Consider the following 17,426-nt stretch of genomic DNA (forward strand, 5'->3'; position numbering starts at 1 on the left):
TCCTCCTTCAATGCGGCGATCTCAATACCCGTATCAAGAACAGAGTCTCATTGTGGTATGCATCGTAAAAACTGCCGTTGAAGCTTGCCACAATTTCGTTTTGCATCGGCTTGCCGGGTGCGATTTAGTGCCATTGGACATGAATATCCTTACACCCTTTCAAGCGGTCCCAGCTTGTCATATCCGTGCCTTTGTCCGAAATAGTCGTTCGAGGCCAGCCCCTTCTTGTGATGATTGCATCCCAATTCCTGATAAACCTCCGACGCGACGGAAATGTCTCCGCAAACAACGCCATGCACACTTGTGTGAAATCATCAACGACCGTCAGCATGCGGAAACTGTTGCCATCGGAGAAAGCGCCGCTGACGGAATCCAGGCTCCACTGCGCATTAGGGCGTGATGGCAATACCAATGGACGGCTAGCCCCAAGGGCACGCTTAAAGCGTACAGTTGGAAAAGGTCTATAGAGTGTGTCATCTAAGACGACAGAGAGTTCAGTTTTGCAGTTGTATTTTCTTGACTTGCAATCTGTGCAAAAGGCATCGACGTTCTCCTGGCATGGTGCCGAACATCATGTTCTTGACTTGAAATCTAAAGCAAGTCACGGAAAAGTAGGAAACAGCTTACCGACAACGACATACCCAACAATAAAGAGTAAGAGTGAGTGTAGTGAATATAAATAGGCGCGACACGCTCCAGATCAGTATCGTCCGACACTTAATGACAATAAGGCGTCGTTCTGTTTAAAGGCAGTCGATACTTTCTGCGTTTAAATAATAAACTCGCCACTCAATGACATGGTGTCCACTGCTGTGCACATTGTTAGACGTTTCTCCCTCTTTCACAGGGCTAAATCTTGAAAGAAGCGCTTGCGGCTCGCCGTGGGACAATGACACTTTTTGGTTGCGACAATCTGTCAATTCAGTTATTGGCTTGCCAAGCCATCGATGTCCGTTCGCATCACGAAGCGAGCTTTTTAGGTCTTTTGTTATAGCTGTGCGCCAGAGTCTAACTGATATTTTTATGACAAATCGCAAGCCATTAATGTGGCGCGTCATGAGTATTGTTGGCGATCCACAGACGGCTGAAGACATCATTCAAGAATCATATGTTCAAGTAAAAAAGGCGCTAGAGGGAGGATCCATTCAGCACCTTGAGGCATTCCTCTATGTGACGGCACGAAATCTTGCGCTTAATCACAAGCGTCGCCAAAAGATGCGGGGTAGATTTGAACTTGAGAATATTGATGATGCGGAGCTCGCTCAAGTTCCCTCCGCTGTACCTTCTCAGGAAGCGAGTTTAATTCAACGGCAGAGATTGCAAAGTATAAGTGATGCCATTGCCAAGCTTCCTCAACGGACACAGACTGCATGGATGCTGAGCCATATTGAGAAGTGGACCCATACAAAAATTGCCGAGCATCTCGGAGTCTCTGCACATACTGTGTTCAACGATCTGAAAAAGGCGCATGCAGTTTGTTTGGAGGCTTTGGCAAAAGTTGATCGGTAATGCGCCGAGATCGATGAAGCTTTATTGGATTTCTAAATTCACTCGGCTGAGAATTTATTTTTGTAAGATTTAACACCGTCACTTGTCTTATATATTATAGGCATCAACTGGCGTGTTTTTGGACCGGACCGACTGAGTGACAGAAGAGAAAAAAGAAGACCGTTCTAACCAAAATGGCTCCGATCATAGCGATCAAGCGACGGAGGAAGCCCTTCATTGGTTTTTTAGTCTTCAGGCTTCCAGCGATGATCATGTGGTATTGGAAGAATTCGAAAACTGGAAAAAAGCTGATCCTGCACACGCAAAAGCTTTCGAAGTTGTTGCGGAGGCTTGGAAGCTGCCTGAAATGGAGATCATCGCACAAGATATTGCGCTTGCCTCAGGCTACCGAAAGCAAAATCCGATTATTTCAATCGCGCCCGCCCGTCTCAAAAAAGCCAATCGAAATAGGTTTTTTCAAGCATCTATTGCCGCTGCTGCCGTCATACTCATACTCATAGCCATTGGCGTGCAAAAATATCCAGAGATGATGCTGCAATGGCAGGCTGATTATCTAACAGCAGTCGGTACCCGTGAAGAAGTGACATTGCCTGATGGTTCGCGCATGACATTGAACACCGGCTCAGCAGTCGCTCTTGACTTTGAAGAAGGTAAGCGCGGGGTTCGTTTGCTCCAAGGTGAGGCGTATTTTGACGTTGTTCCCGATGCATCAAGGCCCTTTAAAGTTGCTTCTGCATTCTCTGACGTTGAAGTTAAGGGCACAGCATTTTCGGTGCGCAAGCAATCAGACCACGATACTATTGTGCTTGAGCATGGGCATGTCAGTGTAACCCATCGTGGAACAGTGAGCGATACGGCAAATCTGGAAGCTGGTGAGACTATCACTGCGTCGGTAACACAGCTTTCGTCAGTGGAGAAAGTTGATCTAACAACTGCTCTAGCCTGGCAACAGGGACGGTTTGTGTTTGACGATCAACCCTTTGGCGATGTGATCGATGAAATCGCTCGATACTACGCGCACACGATCATAATCGCTAACTCAGACCTTCGTAGTTTGAAGATCAATGGTACTTATCGCATCGATGATCCGGTGCGTGTGATTCAGTCTCTAGCAGAGGCTGCCGGGGCCGATATAACGCAAATTCCGGGTGGAATTATAATCTTGCATTAAATATTCAACTTTTTTTGCAAGATTTGCTGAGCTCGTTTGTCAAAGGATTAGAGGCCAAAATTCTGCAAAGCAGATTGGTCAATTAATTCATGCATGAGGGCTTGCGATGAGGCATAAGGCGTTCCTACTGAGCACAAAAGTTGCAAATAGTTCAGCCAAATACTCTACGGGAAAACGTTTTGTCGGGCTATTAATCGCGTCCTCGTGCCTCGCGAGCTTGGGTCTGATAGTACCAACTGCAGGCTATACGCAGCAGCAAGCGACCGTTCCGGGTAATTACAATATTCCAGCTCAGCCGTTGTCTTCAGCGATAGCAACTTTCATTCGTATTTCTGGATGGGAAGTAGGTTTCACTTCTCAAGCAGTGAAGGGAAAACGATCGACTGCCGTTAACGGTTCAATGGCTCCAGCACAAGCTTTGCATAGATTGCTTCAAGGCACGGGTGTTAGTGCAAGCATCTCTGGTGCTTCCACCGCAGCCTTGGTTACATCTACAACGGGGCAGAAGAATGATGCACAGCTTGATGATGGCGGCGGCACAATCCTCGACACGATTACAGTTACTGGTGGAGCGAGCGTAACACCGAGTGAGGAGCCATATTATACGGCTGCACCGGCAGATTACATTTCTTCCGTAACGATTGAGCGCTATCGCGGTTCGAGCCCTGCAGATATTTTTCGTGGCACGCCGAGCGTAATGTCTGGCGAGGCGCGAAATGGTGCCGGTGCTATCGACGTTAACATTCGCGGCATGCAAGGGATGGGGCGCGTGACGACAACGGTCGACGGCGCTGAAAACTCGCTGAGTGTTTATCAAGGTTATCAGGGTGTATCGAACAGAACATATGTAGATCCTGATTTTATTGGTGGCATTGATATTACCAAGGGTTCGGATACGCAGAACTGGGGGAATGCAGGTTCAGTCGCCATGCGCACTGTCAATGCTGACGACATTATCAAACCGGGCAATAATTGGGGTATAAGAGTAAAAGGTGAAGTTGGAACGAATAGCTCCACACCCCATGCTGGTGATAAAGCCGGATATTATTGGCCCGCGACGCCTTATGATTCATTGGGTAAGATCCCTATCCTATCTGCAACCGGAATGGACAGGCCGTCAGCGTTCTCGCCGACACGTGGATCGGGAAGTATGATTGCCGCTTACAAGGATGATGACCGTCTTGAGCTTCTGGTGGGTTATGCTCAGCGCAAGCAAGGCAATTATCATGCTGGAAAATATGGCCCAAGTGTAGAGCCCTTTGGAACTGGTCCGCAGAAGGTTAGTTGGTATCAGTGGGACAATTACTACATTAATAAAGGCCTCGTGAACTATCGTGGCGGTGAAGAAGTCCTCAACACGCAGCTTGAAACGCGCTCTTGGCTCGCGAAGATTTCAACGCAGCTCACTGAAAGTCAGAAACTGCAACTGGGATATACGAACTTTCGCAGCGAAGCTGGCGACCGCACCGCATCTCGTTTAACGGGAGAAAAGGGTCAGGCGACACAGCAATCGCAGACCGCAGGGACCAGTGTTGACAGTTTCACAGCGCGATATAACTGGGATCCTGAGGATAATGATCTTATTCATCTGAACGCCAATGCATATTGGACGCATCTGACATTACGCAATCCAATCCGAGTGGAATTTACGGCACTGAAGCCAGAAACCCTGGGGTTACCTTCAACATTTCGTGTGGGTTCCGATAGCGATCTCTGGGGCGCTGATATCAATAACCTGTCGAAATTCTACAGCGCATACGGCGATATCGATCTGACTTACGGCGTCTCTTATCGTGGAGAAAATACACGCGGCAGCAAATATTCAGATGTTCTGGACAAGTTGTCACCAGCCAGAGATGCTATCCGGCATGAAGCCGCGGCATATATAAAGTCTGTCTGGTCACCCACCGATTGGCTAAAGGTAAACAGTGGCCTGCGCTATTCGCATTTCTGGACCGAAGATAGGATTGATCCTGAACAGAAAGTCGGAATTGCACTGGGTGGACTAGGCTCACGTTTTAGCGATGGTGGCTTTAGCCCTTCCGTTGGTCTGACACTTGATCCCCTGGAAGGTGTGCAACTCTACTCCACTTATTCAAGTACAATGCGCGCGCCAAGTATTATGGAAACTGTGGCGGCATTTAGCACGCCAGCAAACCTGGATGTTCGTCCAGAGCGTTCCAACAACTGGGAGCTAGGCGTGAATCTGACCGGAGAGGACGTCGTTGCTTCTTCCGATCGTGCAATGATTAAATTTGGCTACTTCAACTGGGATGTTAAAGACTATATCGGTCGTGAGGCCGATGGTGGTGCCTCCATACTGAAGATTTCGAATTTTGATCGTGCTCGCTTTTCTGGTCTGGAGTTTTCGAGCCGATATGAGAACGATGGATTTACGGCTGACCTGTCTGCTAATTATTTTCTCGGCGTAGAGTACTGTAAGACCGCGAATAGCTGCGTTAACAAAACAACATATGCTGATTACGCGACAAATCATGTGCAGCCAAAGTACATGGTTAACCTCTCGCTGTCGCAAAAGTTGCTAGAGGAGAGGTTAACACTCGGCGGACGTGTAACACATATTGGACCGCGTGCAGTGGGTCATGGCGATGTAACTGTAACGGGAGCGCTAGAGTTTATTGCACAAACGCGTTGGGAGCCTTACACGCTCGTTGACCTTTTTGCGCAGTACAAGGTCAGCGATAGCCTGACTGCTGACTTCCGGGTCGAGAACTTGTTTGATCGCTTTTATGTTGATCCGCTTGGTCTTGTCACACAGCCAGGGCCTGGGCGCACATTCTATGCGGGTCTAACCGGATCATTTGGCGGCGAGACAAACTTTATGTCCGCTCTTTCGTTCCTGCCGAACCTTCGTGGCAATAGGAACTCCGAATCCAAACAGATTGACTGGACAGGTCTGTATGTTGGGGCCCATGCGGGCGGCGGCTTTGGTACGACATGGGGCAGGACGACGAGTTTCGATGGATCTTATGCCGACAATGCTTTGCGAGAGTCCGCTGATGACGTAGCATTGAATGGCGCAATGTTTGGATTGCAGGCTGGGTATAACTGGCAGTTCAAAAATGGAGTTATTCTTGGCCTCGAAGCTAATGCCAGCAAGTTTTATGGTAAACCAACCAAAGAGGATGTGTTCTCGCTGGATCCAACACTTGCTAAGGACAACTATCGAGATGCCAGCATAAAATACGATATCGACTGGATAGCTACTTTACAGCCTAAGGTGGGGTATGCGTTCAACGACAGATTTATGGCATACGCTTCAGGTGGTCTGGCTCTTTTGAAAGAGTCTCAGTATCGAACGCAGTATAAATCCAATGCTTACTCATCAGACCAGCCATTTGGTTATGAAACAGATGCGTCTGGCGTTGAAAGCGCTTCCAAAACAAGGATTGGTTATACGCTCGGTAGCGGTCTGGAATACGCCCTAAATGAGCATTGGTCTATCCGTGGAGATTACTCCTACAGTCGCTTTGGCAAAACAAATATTAAATTCGACACAGCAAAAGCAGGTACCAGCAAAGATTACACAACTAATAACCCAATTGGGGAAGAGGTTAAGCCCCCGATCCTGCCACCTGATAATGAAATATGCGTTTCAGATCCTGACGACTTTTTCTGTAAGCCATATACACAGCCAGTTTATGAACAGGTCAACCACCAAGGTTCATCGAGTATCACAAATGGTCGAAAGGCGGCCAATTCGCTTGATATGCATACGTTTAAAGTAGGATTAAATTATAGGTTCTGATCGCTAGTTATACCCCCGCAGGCATATGGCATGGCGGGGGCACCTTCTTCTGGTGCTATTTTGCTACCAAAAACTGGAAGGAACTTGGGCTCAGGCCAATTAACATCTGTTATGACATCAAATCTGAAGGTAAATAATTATTTTGAGATCTATTCTTTATTATCCTCGGTATTTTTTGATATAATAGTTTCTACATAGATTCCATTTTCATTCATTTTGACATCAAATGCACCATTTTCAGATGCTGGTGGATGCGATATTACAACAACTTTATCACTTTCTGAATGATTGTGCGCTAGAAGATCCATTCCCGCTTCCTCTTTTTGTTTCTCAAGATAATAATAAAGAATTCCCGACATATTTCTAATTAATCCTCTCGTTCTGAAGTATAATTATCTCATATAATTTAGAGAGTTAAAATTTACTTTTTAAATTCCTCATATTTTATCGCATATTGTGCTACGCAATTTGCCCATATAGGAGAAATATATTAAAGCAAAGAATGGATTCCATTAGGTATGTTACAATAACGATTATTGGTCATAATTCCTACGTCACTGTTTTACGCGATATAGAATTGAATTCAGGCGGCTTCGTTGGTGTTCCAGATAGCGAAACCACCGACTTAAAACGTCATAAATCATCTTGAATGCGCGCGATCACAGAAACTGACATCTTGATAACGAAAGAACTTAGGAATGGCAGGCAGTAACGTATTCTAATCAGCGGAAAGCATGTTCATATTACGGGCTCATTTATTTCTGTAAACGACGGGAAAGCAACCAGATAGTCGTAAGCTCATTTGTCTGCTTTAAACCGAACGCAATCTGCGCTTCCGAGAAATTTGATGCTTTCATGGAACTTTCTTCTCCCAGATTAGGGATCATAGGTATAAAATTCCAGCTCTGAGTGGCCTAATTTAACGGGAGCACGTGAATTTTGGCGCAGTTAATTGGCGAAAAAGTTGCAAAATAATCAGTTTCATTTCCGGTGAGATGATAGCTCACCGGTGTTATATTCATACCTTAAAATCAAGCGCTACTTAAAGATGCAGCTTTGCGATTTCCTCAATCCCCACAGCATCTAATATAATGGCGATAGAGGTGGGTCGGAGGAACGATGAGGCTGTATTCGTCCATGATTCCGTGACGTACCAGCCTTGCCTTTGAAGGCTGTTCAGCCAATACTTCAGCAACTGCCGAGCCAAGTCCGCCAAGGATATTATGCTCTTCGACGGACAGGATAATTTTTGGATATTTCGCGGCTTCATGCACAGTGTCGACATCAAGCGGCTTGATCGTATGCATATTAATAAGACCCACAGAATGGCCCATTTCATTCAGAGCTTGGACCGCAGCCTTGGCACCATGGACGGCCATACCACAAGCGATGATGGTGACGTCTTGGCCCAGTTCATGAACCTTTGCCTTGCCGATCTTGAATTCCTCTCCTATCTCGTAGACGGCAGGATCCTGACCGCGTCCGGTACGGAAATAGATTGGCTGTGCGTAGGTTGTGTTTCGGCGGGGAATATTGACCCCACTAGCGGGCGAATACTTATTCAATTTTGACCCCTGCTAGATTTCAACCGAGTATCCGACTTTTAGTCAGCGGATGGAGTAGGGAGTTGAAAAGAGTGGATACGATTGCTCGTGTCCGCCGCGCCGTCCATGTTCAAGGCTGGACGGTAAAGAAGATCACCAGAGAGCTTCATGTTTCTCGTAATACGGTTCGCAAAATACTGCGATCTGATGCGACGGAGTTTTCTTACAAACGGGAACATCAACCTTTTCCTAAGATTGAGCCTTGGAAGGGAGACGTTGAACGTTTTCTTATTTCCAACGAAGGTAAGGCATCTCATGCCCAACATCCGCTGGCCCGTCAAATGGGCTTACTATGTCGTCGCATCGACTAAAGCCCTGCGTCGATATGAAGTCAATGTCTTTCACGACTGGCTTTCCAGCCAAAGCTAATGCATTGACACACTGATCAATCAAAGGAAACCGTAAGCGATCTGCTGACAGATCGTAGCTCGTGCAATGAAGCCAGCTTTTGGAGCCGGCAACATAAATTGCTTCTGCTTTGAGCGAAATTCCGCCTTCGCGTTTACCGAACACGGCCGAACAAGTATGCGCGCTGTGATCGTATCTGGTTTTAGTGTGTTTTGGTATTCACGTCTCGACTCTCTCTAAGTCGAGCGCATATCGCTCTGAGGAATAAAGGGAGGGTAGTCGGTGTATCCCTCACCCAACTTATCCGTGGATGTTCGAGGCTTTGGGTAGAACATCTCAGGTTTGGGCTCGTTAAGCGGCCAATGATTGCGAAGTCGCTCAACTAAATCGGGATTAGAGATAAACCAACGACCGAACACGATGATATCGACCGTACCTTCAGCCAAAAGCCGATCTGCACGCTCGCGAGTCATGGCGCCTGCCACCATGAGAACAGTTTCTTTCGGCAGCAGTGAACGGTAATTCCTTAATATTATTTCGATCCGATTTGCGAGCGGCGACGGCTCGGGAGCGTTGACGCTCGATTCAGTATGATCCATGACGTGGACATAGGCGATACCCCTTGCTCCCAATTCTTTCACAAAAACGGCGAAAGTTTCCTCTGTATCATTAAATAGAGGCATGCCGAAATCTAGCATATGGTGAGATTCGGATCGCAGTTCGATTTCGACCGACGCGCTCGATGATTGCGTCAACAACTTCAAGGGGGAACTTTAGTCGGTCATCCACGGTTGCGCCGGTATATTCGTCTGTTCGATCGTTGACTTTTGGGTTCATGAATTGCTCAAGCAAGTACCCATTTGCCCCGTGAATTTCGACACCATCAAAACCTGCTTCAATCGCGTTTGCGGCAGCATTTGCGAAGTCACGAACCACACGCTTGACTTCGTCCGTTGTCAGCGCCCGTGGTTCCGACGCAGCGATTTTACCCGGTGTACCGTCGCTCTGATAGGCGTAGGTCCACGCAGGCTTTGCGATTTTGTCAGACGCGCCTACCGGACATTTACCATCTTCCTGGATTGAGACGTGAGAGACGCGACCTACATGCCAGAGCTGTGCGAAAATTGTTCCTCCCAGCGCATGAACACTGTCAGTCACCAAGCGCCAGCCATTAATTTGCTCCTTTGTGTAAATCCCAGGGGTATAGAGGACCGCGCACGGGTCAGTGGAGCCATTGCAACCCGGTTTTTCAGGCGGCGATCGCCCAGTTGCACTTCATCGAAGAGAGTTTTCACTATTGTATTCCTTTTAAAAAAGTAGCGAACGTTGCAACGGTCAAGCTATTTCAGCTTGTATCCGGCCTTCTCCACAAAACGTCGCAAGTTTTGTCGGCCTCCCATGTAATCCATACTGGTCATCGCCTCGACTACACTTGCGGCCCATGTTCGTGGACGCATGCGTTGACCGCTACGGAAGCTCAGATAAGCCTCTTCGTAGTCAGCCAAAATCTCACCGCCTTCATCTGTGTTATAAGTGTTCTCATGAAGCACGACAGACTGTGGCAGTCGCGGACGTTGTACACTTTGCCGTGCCGGATCGGGGATGCCCAAAGCCATACCAAAAGGGATAAAACTGTTAGGTGGGAGGCCGACGATGTCCGCAACTTCCTCCGCTGCGTTTCGCATGACACCGAGATAGACAAAGCCAAGTCCCATGGACTCCGCTGCCAAGGCAGCGTTTTGCGCTGCGAGCGATGTATCTACTGTCGCCATCAAGAAGGAATCCAGATGATCAAGAACCACGGCATCTTCACCGTTCTCCTCCGTGATCTCCGCACTTCGTGAACCGTCGGCTACCCACAAAAGAAGGGCGGAACATTCTTCAATCCATGGGATGCGATCCGTTGGCACGGTTCGGGCGATGGTGTCGGAAAGCTTTTGCTTCAATGCTTTGTCCGTGACAGATATCAGACTCCACTGTTGTAATGCTGAGCCAGTTGACGCCGACTGAGCGGCAGCCACCATCGTTTCCAGCGCTCCTTCTGGCAGTGGCTTGGGAAGGAAGGTGCGGACAGACTTGTGAGCGATCTGTAATTCTGTGACCGGATTCCAGATAATATTGTGGGGCTTGGACTGGTCGCCGTAGCGTTGAAATAAGAGTGCGTCGTGATCGTGTGACATAGACATAACTGCTCCAATACTCGTTGGTGCAGAGGTAGAAGTTGCATGAACTATCCACAAGATCGAACAGATGGACTCTATATCCATGAGTATGGACAATTACTCGGTGGCGGTTTAAGTTAACGTGATGGATCGTTACAATGCTGTTCGTATATTTATTCGTACCGTCGAAGCCGGGTCATTGAGCCGCGCAGCCAGCACGTTGGACATGCCAAAATCCACTGCAAGCAAGTTTCTCGCGGACCTGGAGGCCGACTTGGGAACCAACCTCATTCAGCGATCTACCAGGTCGCTGTCACTTACGGAGGAAGGCGAGGAATATTATGCTCTCATCGCACCTCTGATTTCTCGATTTGAAGAGGTCGATGAAACTCTGCGCAATCGAGGTCATCGCTTAAGTGGTCGCGTTCGTGTCGATTTACATTCATCAATGGCAAATATGGTGCTCATACCCGCCCTTTCTGAGTTTCAGGCTCTGTATCCAGATATCCAGATTGCTGTGGGCATCAGCGACCGCCCCATCAGCCTTATCGAAGAAGGTGTTGATTGCGTTATACGCATGGGCAAACTGCATGACTCAACTCTAATTGCCCGTAAAATATACGATGACCGTATAATAACTTGCGCAAGTGCCGCTTACCTTAAAGATCAAGGGGTACCTTCCACTCCCGCCGATCTTAAAAAGGACCATACGCTGATCGGATACTTTTCCGCTCTAACAGGGGAATCTCGGCCTCTCGTTTTTGAGAAGGAAGGGGAGCGCATCGAAATCAGAAAGGTAAACATTCAGGCGAACGAGAGCACTGGTCAGGTCAACATGATCCGTACCGGCCTGGGGATCGGTCAGACTTTCCAATCGACGGTGAAATCTCTTTTAGCATCCGGCGAGCTAATCACTGTGTTGGATGAGTGGTCAACCTTGTCTGAACCTGTTTCGGTCATCTATCCTCCATCGAGAAGGCTCAACGGACGGACACGCGTCTTCATTGATTGGTTCACGACATATTTAAGGGGGTATTCCACGCAAGTCGGGGAGGGAGGCATCAGCAATCGCGTAGTATCCGTCTGACAATGGTCCGCCTTAGGCCAAATAGTGGCGTCGCTGCCAATGGAAGTAACGGGTTGGCTCATAAGTTAGCCAAAACTCTGTTTTTGCGGTTGCGCGAGCGATGTTCTTGACTTTGACTCAAAAACAAAATCACCGCCTATAAATCTACCTCGGTTACCTGTTGTCGCCCCTGAGATTCGGTAGAAAGGCTCTTGCCCCTTCCCCTGTTTCTGCAGAGCTTGACATCACACGCCGCGCAGCGCTGCGCCTTCGTCGAAGAACTCAACCTCCCGAATTAGCGGGCAGGGGCGGTTTCGCGCGTGGGGAATATCTTCCGGTGATATGATGACCCCGAATAGTCACTTGCCGAGAGTTCAGCTAAATGATCATCCAGCGTCGTCTGGCGGCCAACTTTCAGCGACGGCGGTCACGCTTCTCTGCCTCGTCCTCGAAGCCGGGCGATTTTGTTTTCACCCAAACGACAAACTTCTGAATTGTGGGGTCCTCAAGAATAGCAGCAATCGTCGAGAACTTCTTCGCCAATTGAGCGTCGGTAAAGGCAGCGTGGATGTGGCTGTGACATATGCGGTGCAACGGAACCTTAATTTTACCACCTTTACTCTTGGGAATAAGGTGGTGGTCCTCGATCTGTTCGGCTGGTATTGATCGCTCGCACAATGCACAGATGACGGGCTCCGCCTCCACGTCCTGCGAAGCTAAATCTTCTCTGTTCTTGCGTGCCATAGAACTATTGTCTTTCTATCGTGTGTCAGCAGGCGTCCGAGCTATCTTCGATAGACCATCCCCGTCAAACCGGCAACACCGGGCTCGTTGTAACGAAGTCGGTATCTTCCGCAGCGGCAACGCTTATGTGTTGTCGCGCACTGAGAACATGGGTCGACGTCACCCAAACTGTGGTCACAGTTATCAAGCGGTGTTTTCCTCGACGAGCGGGCACGACAATTTGGGCAGGTCGCGTTCCGATAGGCGGGCCAGTGGGGTTTTGTCGCAGATTTTTGATTGTGTTATAAGCGGTCTTATCTCTGGACACAGTTATGCTGCGAGCTCGGCAAAAACCTCGAATGGCGAACGATTGTCGTTTGCGAATTGCTTTTCGCGGATCATTTGAGCAACATTGATGCAAGCGATTGTAGCTGACGCTGACGGAAAGGCTTTGAAGCCCAACATGTGGTTGATGATCTGTTTGATGAAACGCTGATCCTGCTCAAGAATGTTGAGGTATTTGACCTGTAGGATTCAATCAGCTTGTCCGTACCCGCGATCTTCAGGATAGTGTTTATGGCCTGTGCGCCAGCCAAATTGGCCCCGCTTTTATCAATGGCGATCTTGTGCGGAACATCATTGCTTACGATGGCTTTTCTAAAGAAATACCATGTAGCGCCGAGGTTCAGGCGCTCAGAGAGCATAAAATCAAGGGTTTGGCCATCCCGATCAACAGCTCGCTAGAGATAAGTCCATTTCCCTTTGACCTTTATAGGTCTCATCAAAACGCCACCAACCCAGTGTTGGCCGTCTACGTCTTTGTGCGTGAGCCGAAATCTGCAGCGAGTATTTAACAACCCATCAGTTCAATGTTGTATGGTCAATCTCTCCGCCACGTTCAGCCGTTGTTTCCTGAAGTTCACGATAGGAAACCAGGTCACGTGCGTAAAAGAACACGGCATGAAGTATGACACTTGAAGGGAGATGCGCCCCCTTGAAATCGACCATTCCCAATGCCTCGCTTCAATCTGAAATCCACAAAATTCGTTGCACAGATCATAAGACATGAAAAGTTTGCGACAAAACCAATTATACCCCCCCTGATAAAACAAGCCCCAGCCCAATCACCGGGGTTTTGTTTTGGCTTGGTTTTTCGATTGCTCATCCGACCGAACAAGCGGTAGGCTCAAGTCTGTTCGCTTTAAAGGCATTTTAGGAGGTCGGAATATGTCCACAATAACGAGGTTCGCTTTAATTGTCTTGGCTGGCTCACTGTTCACACACCCGGCGACCGCAGCAGTGGATTGCACAGGAGTAGATCAACAACTGACGAAAGACCGAAAGACCAAATACGCGAAACTTATCTCTGAAAGCCTCAAAGAAAAGGTCAAACCAGCCAAGGTCGAAGTTGACAGTTTTATGCAGTCGGGTGACTGGACTGTAGTTTATGCCACAACGCCTTTGGCCGATCCCGGATATTTTTTCTTTGACAATTCCTCTGGCAAGCCGACGTTCAAAGATGTTTGGGGCGGTATGGCTGATGACGGGGACGGGCCTAAGCTGGTGAAATTTGCAAAGGACCTCGGCGCCAACGAGAAACTCGCGGCTTGTTTTTCCAAGGTGGTCATGAGCGATTAAGCATTTCAGTGGCAAAATAGACCCGCGGACCAGCCCAGCCCTCGCTGGTTTGGAGCTATCTTTCACCGTTGACCACCCGCCGCGCCTCTGCCAGCTTGTGGAAAACAGGGCTACCATGAAGCAATTGGTTCTAATCACTGTAGGCATCTGCGCAGTTGCATCGATCACGGCATGTACAACAAATGATGCGTCCAAAGGCAGCAGTTCACCACATATACCGACGCACGCAGCAAACGGCTGAACCTAAGCTCATTGATAGCTACACTGCTCATATCAGTGAGAAGGATAAGGTCGATAGCAAGGGCGTTAAGCTCACCGATGCAAAAGCAATTCTGTTGCAAGACCGTAAGAACTATTACGATTTCAACCTGCGGGATAAGGGCGACACTCCGAGCAAAGTATTTGCCAGCAAAGAAAATAGGTGGGGCGAAGGCAAGCCAATTTCTGAAATGAAATGGGAGCCTGTTTCTTCGGGCCATCCTGAAAAGGGCTATCAATGGAAAATGCGGCAGGGGGTTGAATATGAAATCATCGAAGGCAATCCTGATTTGACAATCCAAATCTACAATGATGGCAACATTCACGTTGATCAGATGGAGCCGTATTGACCGTTGCGGACGCAGATAAGGCCATGATGTAAATCGGCAGTCATTCGCTGTGGACGCACGAGAGACGCAGGCTGGAGACCTTGCTTAGACCGGAGCAACCTGCTCGCGGAAATTGGCAGACCGCGTTCATCCTACGGGCTCCCGCAAGATTGAGACTGGCAATAAACTGGAATCCTTTTCTGCTAATATTGCCGGACGGCATGCACCGGCAAGGCCTTTTCGAGGTGATGGTTGTTGTCTTATATTGACATCAGAATCCTTGTTCACGCCGCTTCACTTGGGAAACTCCTCACTGGGAAGCGCAATGCCTAACTACGATTACCCAAGCGCAAGCCTAGAGTGACAGCGATATAACCGAGCACGATACTCAACGCCAAATAGAGCAACGCTGACATCATTCCGACTGTCGACCCTGACATGAGCACATATGCCCCGTAAACAAAGCTGGAGAAGGTCGAAAGCCCACCCATTATGCCCGTCGCTACTAATGTGTTAACGCCTTGGCTGAGCGTGCCTTTCTGATAAAGGCTGGTCGTAAGTCCGAGCACAAAAGAAGCAACGACGTTAGCGACAAGGATTGACATCGGAATGCCATCTGAAAGGTTTGGCACGCCCAACATTAGAAATTCACGGAGCATGGCACCCACAGCGCCGCCGACGAAAACGAATATGATTGTATTAATCATCGCGACACCCTCACCCTATCCATCTTGCTAACAAGGCACCGAAGGCTGCTGCGGCCAAACCGGCAATAACAGATCCGAAAAGATAAACGATGGCCAAACTCTGGTATTGTTCACGCGCCAGCTTCACTGCATCGAGCTGCATCGAACTGAACGTCGTATAACCGCCGAGAAAGCCGGTTAGAATGCCAGCTTTCAAGATATCGCCAAAGCGCTCATACCACTCGACAGAAAACAACACTGACAGAAAACCTATGGCAAACGCGCCTGTTACGTTGATCAAGAATGTTCCGAGCGGAAATTTCCCCTGATAGCTTTCACCAGCCAGTTTACCAACCCACCACCGAAACAACGAGCCAAGCCCGCCTCCGAGGCCGACCCACAATATATCCAACGGCTGCATATGAACCCCTCATCGCCAATCCAGTTAGTAGTAACCAGATTTAGACCGCAGGCAAGATGCTAGCACGGGTCGCCTGAACAATAGCGAGAGGCGCATAGTTTTATGCAGACTCACTTTCGAACTATCCTGAAACCATAAGCTTGTGCTTGACCACCCGCCGCGCCTCTGCCAGCTTACGGCAAACAGGGGGTGATTATGGGCATGTTCATAAAAATTATCGGAATACTGGCAATAATCCCCGGATTGACGATTGCTGTTTTCGGCGTTGCGACGACGGGGAGTGACAGGCTTGTTCTGCTGTCTTGCGGCATGAGCTTATGTTTATCAGGCTTGGTATTGATCTGCCTCGGCATGGTTATAGAGCATCTCTACGATATGAAGAAAACGCACGAGCGCCTTATCAAGCTTTTGGAAGAACGTAAGTAGACTGACAAGCTAAAAACCCAATGCTAAAATCGGCCATTTGAGTATCGCCGATGCAGATAAGGCCATGTTTTAAATCCGCAATCAAGCACGCCGGACGCATCGCTCAAATCTCACGGATCCGAGATTTCCCAGTGGGGAAAGCAAGTCAAACCCAGTGATGCAGCATGCAAATGGTGCAGCAAGGTCTTTAATGGTAAGTGTGTCTCACTCCCACCGCGCCGGTATAATTTCATGGTAATAGTTGGTCGATCTGGCTCTGCTTATGGCCATTGACGATTGAAGTGAGCGTAGTGGTAAGCCGTTTTGACATCAGATCTTTGAAAAGACATACGGCCAAACCTATTGGGTAAACTTCTTTTTGCATGGTTCATTGTAGTCGTTAGTGCGGTAGGTGGCGATTGAGAATCCTGACTGGCGATCAAATATTCCAAACTATGCGGAGCAGTACGATTGGAAAACTCGGGCATTGAATTCTGCATTGGTTGAATGCGTCCATTTCGGCTTGAAAGACTATCTCTTTTGCGCTATATAGCAAATATGCGATGGATAGTTGAAACGCTTGACGACACTGTGGATGCTGAAATCGAGGAGCTTCCCGCTGGATTGCAGGCACGACTCATCCGTTTAATGGAAATGGTCGAGAATGTTGGTTTAGAACAACTGCATGAACCTCATGTTAAGCACCTAGAGGGAAAGCTCTGGGAGCTTCGCGCTAAAGCAATGGAAGGAATTGCGCGGGGTTTTTACGTTACTGTTGCCGGACGCCGCGTTGTCATTCTTCATGTTTTTGTCAAGAAAACGCAGAAAACACCTAAGAGCGCCTTAAATTTAGCGAGGCAGCGAATGAAGCAGGTAAAGCCATGACCAGGATAGCAGACCTTAAAAAGCGCCTTATGAGCGATCCGGAATTTCAGAAGGAATATGAAAAAGCGGATGCAGATTTTGCTCTTGTCGAAGCTCTTGTGAGGGCGAGAACCGACGCAAAGATGTCGCAAGCCGATGTAGCGAAACGTATTGGCACGACCCAATCGGCCATTGCTAGACTTGAAGGTGGTAAAGTTTCTCCGTCCATTTCGACATTGCGTCGGTACGCAGAGGCCACAGGGTCGAAACTGCAAATTAATCTGATCCATCATTGATAAGGCAGTGATTTCTCGAGGGAATGCTTTGGGAGATTGGCTGTAATATATTTACGGTTACAGCACTCCAATCCAGAATTGTTCCTCGGTGTACCAAAGTGACGTCGCTGTGTTAGTTTCTAGACTTGGAATTTAAATCCTCCCAGCTCCCCATAAATCTTAAGCGGATCTGATTTG

The 17,426-nt window shown here is 48.3% G+C and carries 20 protein-coding genes and 1 pseudogene; 10 read left to right on the plus strand and 11 right to left on the minus strand.

Annotated elements, in window-relative coordinates:
* Nucleotides 1-7 precede the first annotated feature (7 nt).
* Both WH356_RS24055 and WH356_RS24060 read right to left on the minus strand, forming a co-directional pair.
* The gene (locus tag WH356_RS24055) at nt 8-124 is read right to left on the minus strand and encodes an integrase core domain-containing protein (RefSeq protein ID WP_445253665.1); all 117 of its coding nucleotides are present in this window, start codon (nt 122-124) and stop codon (nt 8-10) included.
* Nucleotides 125-412 carry a DDE-type integrase/transposase/recombinase gene (locus WH356_RS24060; RefSeq protein WP_445253656.1) on the minus strand — a complete coding sequence of 96 codons (288 nt, stop codon included), beginning with the start codon at nt 410-412 and terminating at the stop codon, nt 125-127.
* Between the two features lie 584 nt (nt 413-996).
* On the opposite strand from WH356_RS24060, the gene WH356_RS10965 reads away from it, so the two are divergent.
* From WH356_RS10965 to WH356_RS10975, 3 genes are all read left to right on the plus strand, one after another.
* Nucleotides 997-1,509, plus strand: a complete 513-nt coding sequence (locus tag WH356_RS10965; protein ID WP_339511171.1) for an RNA polymerase sigma factor — start codon at nt 997-999, stop codon at nt 1,507-1,509.
* Nucleotides 1,510-1,645: 136 nt separating this feature from the next.
* Nucleotides 1,646-2,680, plus strand: coding sequence for a FecR family protein (locus tag WH356_RS10970; RefSeq protein ID WP_339510681.1), 1,035 nt, complete (start codon nt 1,646-1,648; stop codon nt 2,678-2,680).
* A 217-nt stretch (nt 2,681-2,897) separates the two neighbouring features.
* Entirely contained in the window at nt 2,898-6,449 is a 3,552-nt protein-coding gene (locus WH356_RS10975; RefSeq protein ID WP_339510683.1) for a TonB-dependent receptor domain-containing protein, read from the plus strand.
* 149 nt (nt 6,450-6,598) lie between these two features.
* Here the strand turns inward: WH356_RS10975 and WH356_RS10980 are convergent, their stop codons facing one another.
* Together WH356_RS10980 and WH356_RS10985 are read right to left on the minus strand one after the other, a co-directional pair.
* Nucleotides 6,599-6,808 (minus strand): hypothetical protein, encoded by a 210-nt coding sequence (locus WH356_RS10980; protein ID WP_339510685.1) that lies wholly within the window; start codon nt 6,806-6,808, stop codon nt 6,599-6,601.
* A 708-nt stretch (nt 6,809-7,516) separates the two neighbouring features.
* Nucleotides 7,517-8,014, minus strand: coding sequence for a transketolase C-terminal domain-containing protein (locus WH356_RS10985; protein WP_339510687.1), 498 nt, complete (start codon nt 8,012-8,014; stop codon nt 7,517-7,519).
* 71 nt (nt 8,015-8,085) lie between these two features.
* Here WH356_RS10985 and WH356_RS10990 point away from each other — a divergent pair, with 71 nt between their 5' ends.
* Nucleotides 8,086-8,364 (plus strand): helix-turn-helix domain-containing protein, encoded by a 279-nt coding sequence (locus WH356_RS10990; RefSeq protein ID WP_445253657.1) that lies wholly within the window; start codon nt 8,086-8,088, stop codon nt 8,362-8,364.
* Between the two features lie 273 nt (nt 8,365-8,637).
* Here WH356_RS10990 and WH356_RS10995 read toward each other — a convergent pair whose 3' ends face one another.
* From WH356_RS10995 to WH356_RS11005, 3 genes are all read right to left on the minus strand, one after another.
* Nucleotides 8,638-9,084 carry an oxidoreductase gene (locus WH356_RS10995; protein ID WP_339510691.1) on the minus strand — a complete coding sequence of 149 codons (447 nt, stop codon included), beginning with the start codon at nt 9,082-9,084 and terminating at the stop codon, nt 8,638-8,640.
* Nucleotides 9,071-9,559, minus strand: a complete 489-nt coding sequence (locus tag WH356_RS11000) for an oxidoreductase (protein ID WP_445253658.1) — start codon at nt 9,557-9,559, stop codon at nt 9,071-9,073. Before WH356_RS11000 ends, WH356_RS10995 begins: the two co-directional genes overlap by 14 nt.
* 182 nt (nt 9,560-9,741) lie before the next feature.
* Nucleotides 9,742-10,587 (minus strand): nitroreductase family protein, encoded by an 846-nt coding sequence (locus WH356_RS11005; RefSeq protein WP_339510692.1) that lies wholly within the window; start codon nt 10,585-10,587, stop codon nt 9,742-9,744.
* A gap of 121 nt (nt 10,588-10,708) precedes the next feature.
* On the opposite strand from WH356_RS11005, the gene WH356_RS11010 reads away from it, so the two are divergent.
* Nucleotides 10,709-11,650, plus strand: a complete 942-nt coding sequence (locus tag WH356_RS11010) for a LysR family transcriptional regulator (protein ID WP_339510694.1) — start codon at nt 10,709-10,711, stop codon at nt 11,648-11,650.
* 393 nt (nt 11,651-12,043) lie between these two features.
* Here the strand turns inward: WH356_RS11010 and WH356_RS11015 are convergent, their stop codons facing one another.
* Together WH356_RS11015 and WH356_RS11020 are read right to left on the minus strand one after the other, a co-directional pair.
* Nucleotides 12,044-12,373 (minus strand): HNH endonuclease, encoded by a 330-nt coding sequence (locus tag WH356_RS11015; RefSeq protein WP_339510696.1) that lies wholly within the window; start codon nt 12,371-12,373, stop codon nt 12,044-12,046.
* A gap of 309 nt (nt 12,374-12,682) precedes the next feature.
* A pseudogene (locus WH356_RS11020) lies at nt 12,683-13,360 on the minus strand (IS6 family transposase).
* Nucleotides 13,361-13,579: 219 nt separating this feature from the next.
* Here WH356_RS11020 and WH356_RS11025 point away from each other — a divergent pair.
* Nucleotides 13,580-13,990 (plus strand): hypothetical protein, encoded by a 411-nt coding sequence (locus WH356_RS11025; RefSeq protein WP_339510698.1) that lies wholly within the window; start codon nt 13,580-13,582, stop codon nt 13,988-13,990.
* A 182-nt stretch (nt 13,991-14,172) separates the two neighbouring features.
* Nucleotides 14,173-14,598 carry a hypothetical protein gene (locus WH356_RS11030; protein ID WP_339510700.1) on the plus strand — a complete coding sequence of 142 codons (426 nt, stop codon included), beginning with the start codon at nt 14,173-14,175 and terminating at the stop codon, nt 14,596-14,598.
* A gap of 308 nt (nt 14,599-14,906) precedes the next feature.
* On the opposite strand, the gene WH356_RS11035 is transcribed toward WH356_RS11030, so the two are convergent.
* Both WH356_RS11035 and crcB read right to left on the minus strand, forming a co-directional pair.
* Complete coding sequence (locus WH356_RS11035; protein ID WP_339510702.1) at nt 14,907-15,284, minus strand: CrcB family protein; 378 nt, start codon at nt 15,282-15,284, stop codon at nt 14,907-14,909.
* A 10-nt stretch (nt 15,285-15,294) separates the two neighbouring features.
* On the minus strand, nt 15,295-15,684 hold the full coding sequence (gene crcB, locus WH356_RS11040; protein WP_339510704.1) for a fluoride efflux transporter CrcB: 390 nt from the start codon (nt 15,682-15,684) through the stop codon (nt 15,295-15,297).
* A 195-nt stretch (nt 15,685-15,879) separates the two neighbouring features.
* Between crcB and WH356_RS11045 the strand changes: the two genes are divergently transcribed.
* The 3 genes from WH356_RS11045 (at nt 15,880) to WH356_RS11055 (ending at nt 17,249) form a co-directional block, all read left to right on the plus strand.
* Nucleotides 15,880-16,110, plus strand: coding sequence for a hypothetical protein (locus tag WH356_RS11045; protein WP_339510706.1), 231 nt, complete (start codon nt 15,880-15,882; stop codon nt 16,108-16,110).
* Nucleotides 16,111-16,596: 486 nt separating this feature from the next.
* Nucleotides 16,597-16,974 (plus strand): type II toxin-antitoxin system RelE/ParE family toxin, encoded by a 378-nt coding sequence (locus WH356_RS11050; protein WP_339510707.1) that lies wholly within the window; start codon nt 16,597-16,599, stop codon nt 16,972-16,974.
* The gene (locus WH356_RS11055) at nt 16,971-17,249 is read left to right on the plus strand and encodes a helix-turn-helix domain-containing protein (protein ID WP_339510709.1); all 279 of its coding nucleotides are present in this window, start codon (nt 16,971-16,973) and stop codon (nt 17,247-17,249) included. The genes WH356_RS11050 and WH356_RS11055 overlap by 4 nt, the downstream gene beginning before the upstream one ends.
* The last annotated feature ends 177 nt before the right edge of the window (nt 17,250-17,426 follow it).

This window comes from Ochrobactrum sp. MYb379, assembly GCF_037479515.1.
Classification (GTDB): domain Bacteria; phylum Pseudomonadota; class Alphaproteobacteria; order Rhizobiales; family Rhizobiaceae; genus Brucella.

Excerpts from the sequence above, each read along its gene's own strand:
- WH356_RS10980 (WP_339510685.1), bottom strand. The coding sequence starts at position 6,808 with ATGTCGGGAATTCTTTATTATTATCTTGAGAAACAAAAAGAGGAAGCG.
- WH356_RS11025 (WP_339510698.1), top strand. The coding sequence starts at position 13,580 with ATGTCCACAATAACGAGGTTCGCTTTAATTGTCTTGGCTGGCTCACTG.
- crcB (WP_339510704.1), bottom strand. The coding sequence starts at position 15,684 with ATGCAGCCGTTGGATATATTGTGGGTCGGCCTCGGAGGCGGGCTTGGC.
- WH356_RS11050 (WP_339510707.1), top strand. The coding sequence starts at position 16,597 with ATGCGTCCATTTCGGCTTGAAAGACTATCTCTTTTGCGCTATATAGCA.
- WH356_RS11010 (WP_339510694.1), top strand. The coding sequence starts at position 10,709 with ATGGATCGTTACAATGCTGTTCGTATATTTATTCGTACCGTCGAAGCC.
- WH356_RS11030 (WP_339510700.1), top strand. The coding sequence starts at position 14,173 with ATGATGCGTCCAAAGGCAGCAGTTCACCACATATACCGACGCACGCAG.
- WH356_RS11055 (WP_339510709.1), top strand. The coding sequence starts at position 16,971 with ATGACCAGGATAGCAGACCTTAAAAAGCGCCTTATGAGCGATCCGGAA.
- WH356_RS11005 (WP_339510692.1), bottom strand. The coding sequence starts at position 10,587 with ATGTCTATGTCACACGATCACGACGCACTCTTATTTCAACGCTACGGC.
- WH356_RS11045 (WP_339510706.1), top strand. The coding sequence starts at position 15,880 with ATGGGCATGTTCATAAAAATTATCGGAATACTGGCAATAATCCCCGGA.
- WH356_RS11015 (WP_339510696.1), bottom strand. The coding sequence starts at position 12,373 with ATGGCACGCAAGAACAGAGAAGATTTAGCTTCGCAGGACGTGGAGGCG.
- WH356_RS11035 (WP_339510702.1), bottom strand. The coding sequence starts at position 15,284 with ATGATTAATACAATCATATTCGTTTTCGTCGGCGGCGCTGTGGGTGCC.
- WH356_RS10995 (WP_339510691.1), bottom strand. The coding sequence starts at position 9,084 with ATGCCTCTATTTAATGATACAGAGGAAACTTTCGCCGTTTTTGTGAAA.